Source organism: Aeribacillus sp. JST-2, from assembly GCF_056032925.1.
The window spans coordinates 15,086-27,604 of record NZ_JBVVUU010000023.1; the positions used below are offsets into that span (position 1 = coordinate 15,086).

The 12,519-nt window shown below is 39.8% G+C and carries 13 protein-coding genes; 6 read left to right on the forward strand and 7 right to left on the reverse strand.

Annotation, left to right across the window (positions count from 1 at the left end):
• The first annotated feature begins 308 nt into the window (after positions 1–308).
• The 5 genes from AC0KTX_RS11755 (at position 309) to AC0KTX_RS11775 (ending at position 4,593) form a co-directional block, all read left to right on the forward strand.
• A complete protein-coding gene (locus tag AC0KTX_RS11755) occupies positions 309–1,061 on the forward strand; it encodes a sulfite exporter TauE/SafE family protein (protein ID WP_474252363.1) in 753 nt (250 codons plus the stop codon).
• Between the two features lie 42 nt (positions 1,062–1,103).
• The gene (locus AC0KTX_RS11760) at positions 1,104–1,841 is read left to right on the forward strand and encodes a phosphoadenylyl-sulfate reductase (protein ID WP_474252364.1); all 738 of its coding nucleotides are present in this window, start codon (positions 1,104–1,106) and stop codon (positions 1,839–1,841) included.
• Between the two features lie 86 nt (positions 1,842–1,927).
• Positions 1,928–2,224 (forward strand): hypothetical protein, encoded by a 297-nt coding sequence (locus AC0KTX_RS11765; RefSeq protein ID WP_474252365.1) that lies wholly within the window; start codon positions 1,928–1,930, stop codon positions 2,222–2,224.
• 78 nt (positions 2,225–2,302) lie between these two features.
• Positions 2,303–3,136 carry a phosphosulfolactate synthase gene (gene comA / locus AC0KTX_RS11770; protein ID WP_474252366.1) on the forward strand — a complete coding sequence of 278 codons (834 nt, stop codon included), beginning with the start codon at positions 2,303–2,305 and terminating at the stop codon, positions 3,134–3,136.
• A gap of 194 nt (positions 3,137–3,330) precedes the next feature.
• Positions 3,331–4,593: an MFS transporter gene (locus tag AC0KTX_RS11775; protein ID WP_474252367.1), complete on the forward strand. Its 1,263-nt coding sequence runs from the start codon at positions 3,331–3,333 to the stop codon at positions 4,591–4,593.
• A gap of 4 nt (positions 4,594–4,597) precedes the next feature.
• Here the strand turns inward: AC0KTX_RS11775 and AC0KTX_RS11780 are convergent, their stop codons facing one another.
• The 5 genes from AC0KTX_RS11780 to AC0KTX_RS11800 form a co-directional block, all read right to left on the reverse strand.
• Positions 4,598–5,068 (reverse strand): DUF441 domain-containing protein, encoded by a 471-nt coding sequence (locus AC0KTX_RS11780; protein WP_474252368.1) that lies wholly within the window; start codon positions 5,066–5,068, stop codon positions 4,598–4,600.
• A 37-nt stretch (positions 5,069–5,105) separates the two neighbouring features.
• Entirely contained in the window at positions 5,106–5,822 is a 717-nt protein-coding gene (locus tag AC0KTX_RS11785) for a 2-phosphosulfolactate phosphatase (RefSeq protein WP_474252369.1), read from the reverse strand.
• Positions 5,823–6,346: 524 nt separating this feature from the next.
• The gene (locus tag AC0KTX_RS11790; RefSeq protein ID WP_474252370.1) at positions 6,347–7,237 is read right to left on the reverse strand and encodes a sulfite exporter TauE/SafE family protein; all 891 of its coding nucleotides are present in this window, start codon (positions 7,235–7,237) and stop codon (positions 6,347–6,349) included.
• Between the two features lie 401 nt (positions 7,238–7,638).
• Positions 7,639–8,316 carry a response regulator transcription factor gene (locus AC0KTX_RS11795; protein ID WP_474252371.1) on the reverse strand — a complete coding sequence of 226 codons (678 nt, stop codon included), beginning with the start codon at positions 8,314–8,316 and terminating at the stop codon, positions 7,639–7,641.
• A gap of 2 nt (positions 8,317–8,318) precedes the next feature.
• Complete coding sequence (locus AC0KTX_RS11800) at positions 8,319–9,689, reverse strand: sensor histidine kinase (protein ID WP_474252372.1); 1,371 nt, start codon at positions 9,687–9,689, stop codon at positions 8,319–8,321.
• A 306-nt stretch (positions 9,690–9,995) separates the two neighbouring features.
• Here AC0KTX_RS11800 and AC0KTX_RS11805 point away from each other — a divergent pair, with 306 nt between their 5' ends.
• The gene (locus AC0KTX_RS11805; RefSeq protein WP_474252373.1) at positions 9,996–11,315 is read left to right on the forward strand and encodes a cell wall-binding repeat-containing protein; all 1,320 of its coding nucleotides are present in this window, start codon (positions 9,996–9,998) and stop codon (positions 11,313–11,315) included.
• A 288-nt stretch (positions 11,316–11,603) separates the two neighbouring features.
• Here the strand turns inward: AC0KTX_RS11805 and AC0KTX_RS11810 are convergent, their stop codons facing one another.
• Together AC0KTX_RS11810 and AC0KTX_RS11815 are read right to left on the reverse strand one after the other, a co-directional pair.
• Positions 11,604–11,936, reverse strand: coding sequence for a hypothetical protein (locus AC0KTX_RS11810; protein WP_474252374.1), 333 nt, complete (start codon positions 11,934–11,936; stop codon positions 11,604–11,606).
• 65 nt (positions 11,937–12,001) lie between these two features.
• A complete protein-coding gene (locus tag AC0KTX_RS11815) occupies positions 12,002–12,316 on the reverse strand; it encodes a hypothetical protein (protein ID WP_474252375.1) in 315 nt (104 codons plus the stop codon).
• Between the last annotated feature and the right edge of the window lie 203 nt (positions 12,317–12,519).

A 12,519-nucleotide genomic window follows, 5' to 3' on the forward strand; every position in this document is an offset into this window, starting at 1 on the left:
CGTTTTCAGCAGAAAAAGGCACGTTTTGAAATGGACCCTATTCATAAAATTTGCTAAACATTGATTTTTTCTGCTTCGGTTCCCCTTTTTCCTGTCCGATAGACCTGTCCTTCCGGCATTTCCCCATCCTTTTTCCCTTCATCATTTTACTTTCATATTGGCGATCCCTTCCCTTACAAAATTGGATTTTCACCTTTTTTTTGATATGGGCATATATAAGGAACTGTAATCAAAATTTGCAAGGAGTGTGAACATGTCCAATCCCTAGGGGAAAAACTGAAACTTAACCGAACACTGCGGGGTTTGCAATGATTATTTCGGGATTGTTGATTGGAATTCTTATTGGTTTAACCGGGGTAGGAGGAGCCGCCCTTCTAACGCCCTTTTTAGTTGCCATTGGCATCAGCCCTTCCTTGGCAGTAGGAACTGACCTTGCTTTTAATGCCGTTACAAAATTGTTTGGGGCAGTGCAGCACTGGAGGCAAAAAACGGTTAACTTTTCATTAGTCAAGTATTTGGCGATGGGCAGCATTCCGTGCAGCATTTTGGCAACTGTTCTCATTCTTTTTTGGAATAAAGGAATTTTCAATGAAGATCAGCTCATTCAAAATGCCCTTGGCTATGTTTTGATTTTTGTTGCTGTTTCCACTTTGATTCGTGTTTTATTCGATAAACAGCTAAGACCTAATCGTTTTCAGGCTCTTTCGCTCGAACAAAAGAAGCCGTTGACCATCTTGATCGGATGCATCTTTGGATTTATTGTCGGGCTCACATCCGTCGGTTCAGGTTCTTTATTTGCAATGGCTTTGATTTTCTTTTATCAACTAAAAACTTCGGACCTTGTTGGAACGGACATTTTCCATGCGTTCATGTTAGTGTCTGTCAATTGCTTGCTGCATTTGGGAGCCGGCAATGTCGATTTTTCGCTTTTAATCCAGCTCCTTGCCGGTTCGATACCAGGGGTTATAATCGGCAGCATGCTGTCGACAAAAGTGCCGGCCAAACCGCTGCGAACGTTGATTGCGGTCTTCATCCTCGCCAGCGGGATCAAGCTGCTGTAAAAGCACTGTTTTATGGAAATTTGAAATGAAGGATGGGAAGAAATGAAACCAGAAATTCAACTATCATACGAGCTTCTCGAGGAGATTGATTATAAACGATTAAACGATCTGTTCGCAGGAAGCGATGAGCTGGATGTCATCAAATGGACGTATCAAACCTTTCAAGATGATGTAATTTATGCTTGCAGTTTTGGTGCGGAAGGAATGGTCCTTCTGGACTTAATCCACAAAGTGTATCCTGAGGCAATCATCGTTTTCATCGATACGAATGTCCATTTTCAGGAAACATATGAACTCATAGAACGTGTAAAACAAAAATACCCTGCTTTCCGAATAAAAGTCATACAGACTTCCCTTACATTAGAAGAGCAAGCTTTGCAATACGGGGAAGCATTATGGAAGCGGAATCCTGATCTATGCTGCAACATTCGAAAAATTCATCCTTTTTCAGAAGTTTTAGCCATGAAAAAAGCTTGGTTGTCCGGATTAAGGAGAGAGCAATCGCCGACTCGAGCCAAAACGCAATTTATTAATAAAGACGACAAATTTTCATCCATTAAAATCTGTCCGCTGATCCATTGGAGCTGGGAGGATGTTTGGGATTACATTTTGACACATCAGCTGCCATATAATCCTTTGCATAAACGCGGTTATCCAAGCATTGGCTGCATCCACTGCACAAAACCGCTTCAGAATGAAAGCGATTTACGGTCAGGCCGCTGGGTCGGATTGAATAAAACAGAATGCGGCCTTCATTTGCATAAACCTTTATCTTTCTAATGAGCCTGTGCATGATTTTCCGACGTTTAGCCACTATAAAGACAAATAGTTTATTTTGCTACTCAATATGAAAGGAGTTTTTGCTGTTGATCTACTTTCAACCCGAGTTTCGAAATCAGCAAGGAGAAATCATGAATGTAGTGGATTCGGATGGAAAAGCGATCGGTTACATTGCCTACATGTACAACAACAATAATCATTTATATGTCATGGGTCAATTAGATGAAACAGGGGAAAAACAAAACTTTGTCGATATTGCGTCGAGATTTGTTGAAGGTCTCAAAAAATCCATTTTAGGAGATGATTCAGAACTGAATCTTTATTTGCATGTCAGCGGTGAAATGATTGATCTTCAAAAAAGCGGAGAAGAACAACATTCATAAAGATGGGAGAAGAACGATATGGGCAGTTTCGCATACGATGGTTTACAGAGACATTTACCCATTGGGAGGGAGCAAACCGTGAACCATCAGCAACAAAACACTTTTATTCCGGAACTGCATGATCCATCCGGAGAAAGATTAAAAAAAACCGATCAACTTGGAATTACAATGCTGATTGATAAAGGCATCAGTGTGAAATGGTTTGAAGAGTTTTTAGAGCAATCGAGGAAATTTGTTCATTACATTAAACTTGGGTTTGGAACAACAATGCTGTATCCCCCTGAAATTCTTCAAAAGAAACTTCAAATAGCGAAAAATGCCGGCATTATTCTATATCCCGGTGGAACTTTATTTGAAATTGCCTGCCATCAAGGGGTTTTAAGAGATCTTTTTAATTATTTAAAAAAAATAGGATTCCATCATCTTGAAATTTCTGACGGCACCATTGAACTGCCGGCAGCCATGCGGAAAAAATTGATTAAAGAAGCGATCCATGAAGGATTTGCTGTCATTACTGAATTTGGAAAAAAAGCTGTCGGCAGCCGTTTTGAGGTGGATGAATTAAAACGGACGCTTTATTCGGATCTCGAATCTGGTGCGTCTTATGTAATCGTTGAGGGAAGAGAATCTGGAAAAGATGTAGGCATATATGATGAGAATGGCAGCATTGATTTAAATTTTTTGCATAAAATTGAGCAGATGATACCGGAAGAGATGAGAAATTATTTAATATGGGAAGCACCAAAAAAAAATCAGCAAATTGCTTTAATTCATTTTTGGGGGCGAAATGTCAATATGGGGAACATTCAATTTGAAGATGCGTTTAATCTGGAATGTTTAAGAAGAGGGCTCCGTTTTGATACGTTTCCTTTAAAACCATCTGAAAATATATTGCAAGTGAATGAGATGTAACATGATCAAATTATCCCTCATGTCTTTTTCCGGCATGGGGGAATTTCATATTCCCAACAAATGGTTAAAAGAAATAAGGCTTTTGGAAAAATCCCATTATCAAGGGGATGTAAAAAAATACAAAATATGCGGTAGTATCAAAAGCGAAGCGGCGGGAAAGGGTAATAGAGACACCATTTTAAGTTGGAGGAAACATGATGGAAGCAAAACAAGGAACATTGACAATGATCATTCTCGCATTTATTCCATTTGTAATGGTATTGGGAAACTCTATGCTTGTCCCGGTTCTTCCTACGATGAAAACAAATTTGGATTTGACTGAATTTCAAGTCAGTCTTACAATTACGATTTTTTCCCTTTCGGCCGGTTTGGTGATTCCGTTTATCGGATATGTATCAGACCATGTTCGCCGCAAATGGGTCATTGTTCTAGCTTTAGTGATATACGGTGCGGGCGGATTAATCTCAGGTTTTGCCGCATGGTTTATGGACAACTCTTACATATGGATTTTAATCGGCCGCTTGATTCAAGGTATCGGCGCAGCGGGCACTTCTCCAATTGCCATGGCTTTAATCGGCGATTTATTTTCAGGGGCGCAAGAAAGCAAGGCGCTCGGCATAATCGAATCTTCAAACGGTTTGGGAAAAATTTTATCTCCCATTATCGGCTCGTTGATCGCGCTGATTACGTGGTTTGCCGTGTTTTTTGCCTTTCCGGCCCTCTGCTTTGCAAATGCTATTTTCGTTTGGTTTTTCGTGAAAGAAAAGGCAAAAGCAAAGGGGAAACCATTTCCAGAATATATCAAATCTTTGAAACAAATCTTTAAACAAGAAGGCAAATGGCTCATCCCGGCATTTTTCGTCGGAACAGTCGGTTTATTTATTTTATTTGGAGTATTGTTTTACTTATCGGACGTTTTGGAAGCATCATATAACATCGACGGGGTTTTAAAAGGCTGCATTCTGGCCATCCCTTTGTTAGGAATGGTTATCACTGCTTATATAACAGGTGCGAAAATCAAAATGAATAAACCGCTCATGCGCCGAATCATCATAATCGGAATGCTGCTGTTAACCGGTTCAATGTTGGCTGTTTCCTTCTTTCAACAGATTTACCTGATGGTTGGATGTTTAACATTAGGCAGCATTGGGACAGGCTTTTTGCTCCCTTGCTTGAATACGCTGATCACGGGAGCCGTCGGAAAAGCTGAACGGGGAATGATCACCTCTTTATACGGGAGCATTCGCTTCCTTGGCGTTGCATTCGGTCCCCCCCTTTTCAGCTGGCTGATGAAAATTTCCCACCGAGTCATTTTTTTCAGCATGACCGGATTATGTCTAGTTACCTTATTAATTGCCTTTTTTTTCATTAAACCAAGCAAAAACAAACAAGGTGAAACAAAACAAGGAAAGCAAGCGCCTACTTTGTTTAAAAAAGTAGGGAAATTGCCCACATAAAAAGTTAAAAAAATTTCGCAAACAAATAAATGATCTTCATTAATAACGCCGTGATCGCCGCAGCCATTAAAGGTCCAACCGGGATCCCGTCCAAAAAAACGATCCCTATGATCGAGCCGACAATTAGCCCGATAATCAAATGCGGATTTACTTGGAGCATTTCCAGTCCTTTCCCATTCATATATGTAGCAAGCGCTCCTCCCACAAGCGCCATTGCACCGGAAACAGTTGTTAAAAGAACGGCCAAGTCTTTTCCACTGATTTTCCCGCTGGCAAACGGAACCAAAACGGAAATGGTCAAAAAAAGCAGACCGAGTTCGAGACCCCGCCGCTCCACCATCGGAAAAAAACGTTCCATCGAGGAAAGCTTTAAGATCAGCAAAATACTGGCAGCCGTTGCAATGATTGGAGAACGCCCTAATATGCCGATGACAATTAAAATAAGAAGTGCTACCTCTCCTGTCGAAATATTCATTATAACCCAACTCCTGTCCCAATTCTACTATTAAGGATTATGAGCTGGAAAAAGGAAATATTCTATTTTTGCAAACAATAGGGACAATTTGTGAATTATTGATCCGGCAGCAATAAAAGATATCTTTTCGATATTGATTTTCCACTAAACGTTTGCCTGTTGTTGTTGATAAAAAAAGATTTGGAAATAGATGTTCAAGCTGCTGGTAGGATGCTTCCAGCGCTTTTGAAAGATCGCAAACCTCTACGGAAGGGTCGGTTTTTTTTGCTAAATGAATCATCAATCCTGCGGCGAGGCCGTCCTCTAATGCAAATTCATTTCGGGTGCCGGCGCAATACAATGTAATATCATCTTTCATGAACAGCGCTCTTTCTATACAGGAAGCTGCGTTTAAAAAACACCCGATGAAAACTTGTTTTGCTTTTTGCGCCTTGAAAATGGCTCTTGTTCCATTGGTTGTTGATAAAATGAGATGTTTCCCAGCTTGTGTTTCACGTAAAAGCTCTGTCGGGGAGTTTTGATAGTCGAACCCTTCTACTTTCTTTCCAAACACTTCTCCGGCAATTTTTGTATTTTCCGTTTGAAGCGCCCATGCATTCTCAGGTGTTTCAGCAGGAATGACTGATAAAAATCCGGCTTCAAATGCCGTGATAATTGTGCTTGATGCTCTCAGCACATCAATGACGATCACCGTTCTCCCGATGACCTGTTTCGGAACGATTTCTTTTACTGTCGCCACAGTCTCAATTCGCATATGATCTCTCCTTTCCGCACCTATGAACTAAATTTATGAAAGTTTGCCGGAAATGTTGAAAAGGTGAAGAAATTTTTTGAAGCTACCCCCCCATCATATGATTTTTTAAACGAAAAAAATCCCTCATATGTTTCCTGCATACGAGGGATGTTCTGTTTATGCAATTGTTCCGGAAAAAATTTTACAGCTATTTGCCATCACCAACTAAAATGTTTTGCTTCCGGTCTTAGTGCAAACTTTGAAACTGTTTATTTTGAGCGGATCTCTTGCCGCATAAAAATAATATAAGCAATCGCAAAACAAACCATGGTTGCTACGATCAGACCCGTCAGCTATGGCTATATTAAAATAAAACTTTGGTCAAAGAAGAGCGGGTTGGGAATGGCGCCAACCTGTTGCAAATTTGCTGCACTAAGTGCAAATAATGCAATGATAAAAGAATGGTTATGTTTATTCTCATAATTTAACGCCTATTGTGAAAGAAGAATTGACATCCTTTTAGGCTCCTTCTTTTTATGTTCCATTTACCCTTCAAAAGTTCCTTCTTTGTTTTGATTTTCTGCAGTTGATTTTTGAATGGAAAATAAAATAGCTAATAGCCACAAAATGATGAGAAAACCATAAATAAACGGATAAAGGGAACGATCCGCCACCCATGAATTCAAAAGAGTACGGACATTCACTAGAATAATAAATCCTCCGACCAATACCCCCATGATATGAGGCGGAAGAAACCGAACGATCCACGCCGCAATCGGTGCAGCCACAATTCCGCCGATCATCAAAGCCCCAACCCAAAACCAATTTACCTGCTCCCAACCTAAGGAGAGGATGAATCCGACAGAAGCGCTAACGGCAATGGCAAACTCGCTCGTATCAACGGTCCCAATAACTTTTCTGGGAACCATTCCTTTTTGGGATAACAGCACGGGTGTTGCAATAGGCCCCCAGCCACCGCCGCCAGTTGCATCAGCAAAACCGGCAATAAATCCTAGCGGGGCGGTTTTCTTAAAAGATAATGGTTTGTATTGTTTTACTTCCTTCACTTTAAATGTAAACAAAAACCGATAGATGACATAAACGCCTAAAAACAATAGAAAAGCGGAAACGTAAGGTTTCACAAGGTCACCGGGCAAATTGCTTAAAAAACAAGCCCCTATGAACGCACCTACTGAACCTGGAATAATTAATTGAAAAACCATTTTTTTATCAACATTTCCAAATTTTATATGCGAAACACCAGAGGCCGCTGTAGTTAATACTTCTGCCAAATGAACGGAAGCGGAAGCAACGGCTGGGGCAATCCCGAACGACAACAACAACGTTGAAGATGTCACTCCATAGGCCATTCCTAATGACCCGTCAATCAACTGGGCTAAAAAACCGATGAACGCCAACACAATTAATTTTTTCATTTTGATCCCCTTCCTGTTTATGAAACATGTTTTGCAACTTCTTACCGGTTTTTTTATTAAGCATATATTAAATAACACTTTTCTTATTTGTCAACTTGGAAATAAAAAAATCTAAAAAAATTGCTGATCCCCTTCAATTGCAGCCTATTTTTTCATATGCAACGCAAACGAAAATGTGTAGAAAAAACAATAAAATTTTGCGCCTTCCAAAAACAAAAAATGGCCCATGAATGGAAAAGGAAAGATAAACCGTTTGTTCCATGTTCACGGCAAAGCGGAATAGCAGCTGTTGAACGTCTTGTCATTTCCCCCATCAATCAAAACTTAAAGAAAAATTATATTCTAAAAATTCCGTAAATTATTCATACAAAAACGGAAGGATGTTCCTACCTCCTTCCTGCTTACATGCGGTCTCCCCATTTATACCCCACGCCCCAAACAGTATGGAGAAATTGATTGACAGGAAATCCTGCTTTTCTCAGTTTTTCGCGAATATTTTTTACGTGAGAGTCGACGGTGCGCTCCTCGGTATCGGCATCGTACCCCCATAAGGAAACAATGATTTCTTCCCTGCTAAAAACTTTGTTCGGGTGCTTCAAAAGCAGCCCTAAAATATCAAACTCTTTCGGCGTCAACAAAATCGCTTCGTTTTGAAAATGGACTTTATGTTCCTCTTGATCCCATACCAATCCTTGAACTTTTACCATTGAACGCTTTCCCGAGGAACGACGCAGCACCGCTTCAATACGGGCGAGCAGCTCAGTTTCGTCAAACGGTTTTGTAATATAATCATCCGCACCGAGTTTGAGGCCTTTAACAATGTCGAATGTTTGGTCTCTTGCTGTTACCATAATAATTGGGATATCCGAAATTTCTCTCATTCGCCGGCAAGTTTCCCAGCCATCCATTTCTGCCATCATAATATCGAGCAAGACTAGATCAACTTTGTTGTTTTCCAAATATTGAATGGCAGATAAACCTGACTCACACTTGACGCAATGATACCCTTGAGGGGAAAGATAAAGCTCCAGCAAATCCAACATTCTTTTTTCATCATCAACGAGCAAAATCGTGCACATGCTCATCCCTCCGGAAGCATTATCACTATGTTTGTTCCTTTTCCGTATTCGCTTGCGGCATAAACCGCCCCTCCGTGCGCTTCGACGATCTCCTTGACAATCGCCAATCCCAGCCCCGTTCCGCCGCTCGTTCTTGATCTGGATTTATCCACTCGGTAAAACCGTTCAAAAATATGATGCAAATCTTCTTCAGGAATTCCTGTTCCTTCATCCGAGATCATCATGACAATGTTGTTTTTCTCCGTTCTAGCTTGAATTGATACGGCAGAACCTTGATCGGAATATTTTAAAGCATTGTCCAACAAATTCATCATCACTTGCTCAAAACGTTTTTGGTCAATATGGACGGTCATGTTTTTTTCACATTGATAAATAAGTGACATTTTTTTCGCTTGAAACGCAGGAAGCATTTTATCACGCAATTTTTTGAAGAAAGCGCATAAGTTGACCGGTTCCTTATGAATTTGAAAGGAATGTTGATCAATCTTCGCTAATTCAAACAGATCCTTCACAAGCTTTTCCATATTCTCCGCTTCTTCGTAAATAATGGACAAATAGCGGTTTCTTTCCTCTTTTTTTATATTCGGCCGCCTTGCAATATCGGCATATCCTTTGACATATGTCAGCGGAGTGCGGAGTTCATGAGAAATGCTGGCAAGAAATTCTTTTCTTTCTTTTTTTAAATATTCCAGATCTCTCGCCAATGTTTCAATCGCTTTCCCCAACTCCGCCAATTCGTCCTCCCCTTTCACTTGCAAGCGAACGGAAAAATCGCCTTTGCTCAATTTTTCCGTTGCTTTTTTCATACGGATGAGAGGATTGGTAATGACTTTGGATAAAATAGCAATGGTTATAATCGTTAAAAATACTGAAAGAATTCCAACAATAACGAAATGATGCTTTAATTTATAAATCATTTTTTGAATGGAATCGGTATTTTGAAACATATAGACATATCCTTTGATCTTGCCGTTAATCCGAATCGGGCTTACGGTCGTAATATGCGACTCTTTTTGCCAATTTTTTTGCACGATCATTCCATCATCAGGTATCGTTTTGCCTGTTTTATTCACCATTTTTTTGGCGAATGGCAAAATATGATCGGAATAATACAAAATGTGACCTTTCTCATTCGTAATCACGACGTCCGTCTCCGCTTCCGATTCCATCATGGTGACATGTTCCAGCGTGGACTGGTCAAAATTTTTTTCCAGCACATCGCGGTGATTATTCCCTCTTGCCAACAAATGATCAAACTCCTCCTCAATTCTTGAATTGACCAAAGTTATGTATAATGATACAAATAAAATGATTTCGACTCCTAAAACGAAGACGAAAAATAGCATTCCTAACTTAAACGAAATTTTTTTCACTTTTGCTCCCTTCCCTATCAGCTAAAGCTAAATCGCCTCCCCTTACAAGAAGGGAAGTTCTTCTCCAACTAAAAACAAACGATCCGTTCCCATTTTTCCATTATACCATTCTCTTTCATAATATTATTTATTTGTCCGCCATCCCTCATCCGACCTTCAAAATTGCAACCGGCTGCCAAACCTTGTCCAACCTTTTGCGCAAGTGGAAATAAAAAATTCATAGGTCGGAGAAATGGGAGCTTCTCCATCATTTTTGCACATTTTTTTGCTAAAACTAATGCAAAGAAAATGTGAGGAGGAGTGTTTATGAAAAAAAATGGCAAGCTGCTAGCTTTTCTAACCGTTCTAACTGTATTCATGCTCTTTTTGGCAGCATGTTCCAACGGAAGTGATAAAGGTTCTAATGATCCAAATAAAGGGGAACATATGGATGGTATGGATCATGAAAACATGGACCACGGAAATATGAACCATGATTCCAAAAATAGCGGAAAAGGCGCTCAAAATACAGCCAATCAAAATTTTTCCAATGCACCTGCACAATTCAATTCTAATGCAGAAAAAAACTTAGTTGTCCAGAACACAAAAAACATAACGAGAATTCCGGCTGCCGATCCAATTAGTGCGTCCATTTACGTGTCTCAAACGATCTGGCCTGCCACACATGAAGAAAATCAGCCTGGAGCCGTTATTTTGGCGCCTGTCGACCAATGGCAAGCAGCGTTAGCTGGAGCTGATTTCATCCATCATCCGATTAACGGTCCGATCTTATTCATTCATCACGACAACGTTCCCGACCAAGTTTTGAATGAAATGAAACGGTTAAACCCTGCAGGCGACAAAAACGGCAATCAAGTTGTTGTTGTAGGAGAAGTTTCAAGCAATGTAACAAAGCAATTATCCAGCTATAAAATGAAACACATTCAAGGGAAAAATCCTGCAGAATTAGCAATGAATGTCGATCAAGCTTATGCAGATGTTTCCGGCGGCTACCCAGATAGTGTGATCATCGTTTCTTCAGAGGATCAACATAAACTGTATTCCATACCGGCCGTCAATTGGATTTCCCATATGCCTGAACCCGTTCTCTTTGCCGCTGAAAAGGAACTGCCTAAAGAAACGATCGATGCACTTCAGAAGCGGAACAATAAAGCAAACATTTATATTTTAGGACCCGAAAAGGTTATTTCGGAAGATGTTGAAAAACAATTGAAAGAATATGGGACTGTTTATCGGATATCCGGAAACGACCCTGTAACAACATCCATTGAATTTGCCAAATTTAAAGATGAAGACACTCAATTCGGATGGGGGGTAACGGAACCGGGCCATGGTGTTTCTTTTATTTCGACGGTTTCACCGGAACTTGCTCTAGCTGCCGCACCATTTTCGCATCTCGGCAAACATGCTCCGATGATTTGGCTAAAGAAAGGACGGCTTCAACAAGAAACATATGATTTCTTGGCAAACATTAAACCAACCTTTAAAAATGACCCGACAACAGGTCCGTATAACCATGGGTTTATCATCGGAGATATGAAGCAAATTTCCTTTCAAACGCAAGGAATTCTCGACGACAAGCTTGAAATTTCGCAAGAAAACGGGCAAGGACACGGAGGGCATTAATATTAATAAATGGGAAGAGAAAATTAAATCATGCACCCTGTTTTCGTAAGATTGCGCATTTCTCAAATCTATGGCAAATCATTTGTACTTTTTTTGCAAAAAACCGCATTGAGCCGCTTCAACATTAGGGAGGGTATGTACCGGATGTTTCAACCCTCCCTCCTCATTTCTTGTCCGGCTGAAAGAAAATCGAAATTTTTTAAACCGTTTATTTCTTCCGCTCATGCCTTTCACTTTGACTTCATATTGAAAAATAAATAGTTGAGAAAGGCAAAATCGCTTCTTTATTTACCTTCCCCAAACATTCGGATGAAATAACTTTACATTAGATGAGCCATCGGCACTTAATTGTTTGTATTTGTCAGTTGTCTCCAGTAATTTGTTGAAAGCAATCTCGAACTCTTCGTGTGTCAGTTGTTTGCTGGCAAATAATGAACAAAGAACGGCTATGGCGATAGGGATTGTATCAATTTGAACATTAACATCTACTTTCACATCGGAATTTCCGCTATAACCTATGGCAGATTTATTCAATTGTGAATCATGAATAGAAGAGCTCCGCAGCGAAGGGAATTCACTAACCTTTCGAATGGAGGAACGGCTTTTTTCAAATTGGTCCACACTGCTTCTCCTTCCTTGAGTAATAGGCGGGGAGGCAAAATCCCCACCTACATTCCATCAATTTCCTAGTAGTAGTCGTTTTTTCTGTCTTTTTCTAGTTCTTGATGCTGCTCTTGTTCTTGTTCTTGATCTTGATCAGCTTCTGCTTTTGACCGTACTTTTGCATCAGAGTCGACTTTAATGTCGACTTCAACTTTGGAATTCCCGCTATCAGTTATTCTAGCAATATTTGTATTGCGGTCGAAATTTTTTAAATCATTTTCCAAATCATTGTCTGTTTTCACATCAACATCGCTTTTAAAATCAACATCCGCTTTCGATTTGGCTTTTGCCTTTTTATTATTGTTTTTTTGTCTTTTTGGATACCATACATTGCTCATAAGATTCACCCCTTTCATACTTTTGTCAACATCATATGCTTGAAAAAAAAAATAGACTGGACAAACAGTTTGGTAAAAACATGGATTTTTGATAAAGGCTGTTTTTTTAAAATTTTTCTTCAAAAAAGATTCTTTGATGGATGGAACAACATCTTAGCAAATATCTCTTTCAATCTTTTTTAGGTTTACGAAGTTCTTCGACA

Excerpts from the sequence above, each read along its gene's own strand:
- AC0KTX_RS11795 (WP_474252371.1), bottom strand. The coding sequence starts at position 8,316 with ATGTGCACGATTTTGCTCGTTGATGATGAAAAAAGAATGTTGGATTTG.
- AC0KTX_RS11805 (WP_474252373.1), top strand. The coding sequence starts at position 9,996 with ATGAAAAAAAATGGCAAGCTGCTAGCTTTTCTAACCGTTCTAACTGTA.
- AC0KTX_RS11775 (WP_474252367.1), top strand. The coding sequence starts at position 3,331 with ATGATGGAAGCAAAACAAGGAACATTGACAATGATCATTCTCGCATTT.
- AC0KTX_RS11790 (WP_474252370.1), bottom strand. The coding sequence starts at position 7,237 with ATGAAAAAATTAATTGTGTTGGCGTTCATCGGTTTTTTAGCCCAGTTG.
- AC0KTX_RS11785 (WP_474252369.1), bottom strand. The coding sequence starts at position 5,822 with ATGCGAATTGAGACTGTGGCGACAGTAAAAGAAATCGTTCCGAAACAG.
- AC0KTX_RS11815 (WP_474252375.1), bottom strand. The coding sequence starts at position 12,316 with ATGAGCAATGTATGGTATCCAAAAAGACAAAAAAACAATAATAAAAAG.
- AC0KTX_RS11760 (WP_474252364.1), top strand. The coding sequence starts at position 1,104 with ATGAAACCAGAAATTCAACTATCATACGAGCTTCTCGAGGAGATTGAT.
- AC0KTX_RS11780 (WP_474252368.1), bottom strand. The coding sequence starts at position 5,068 with ATGAATATTTCGACAGGAGAGGTAGCACTTCTTATTTTAATTGTCATC.
- AC0KTX_RS11755 (WP_474252363.1), top strand. The coding sequence starts at position 309 with ATGATTATTTCGGGATTGTTGATTGGAATTCTTATTGGTTTAACCGGG.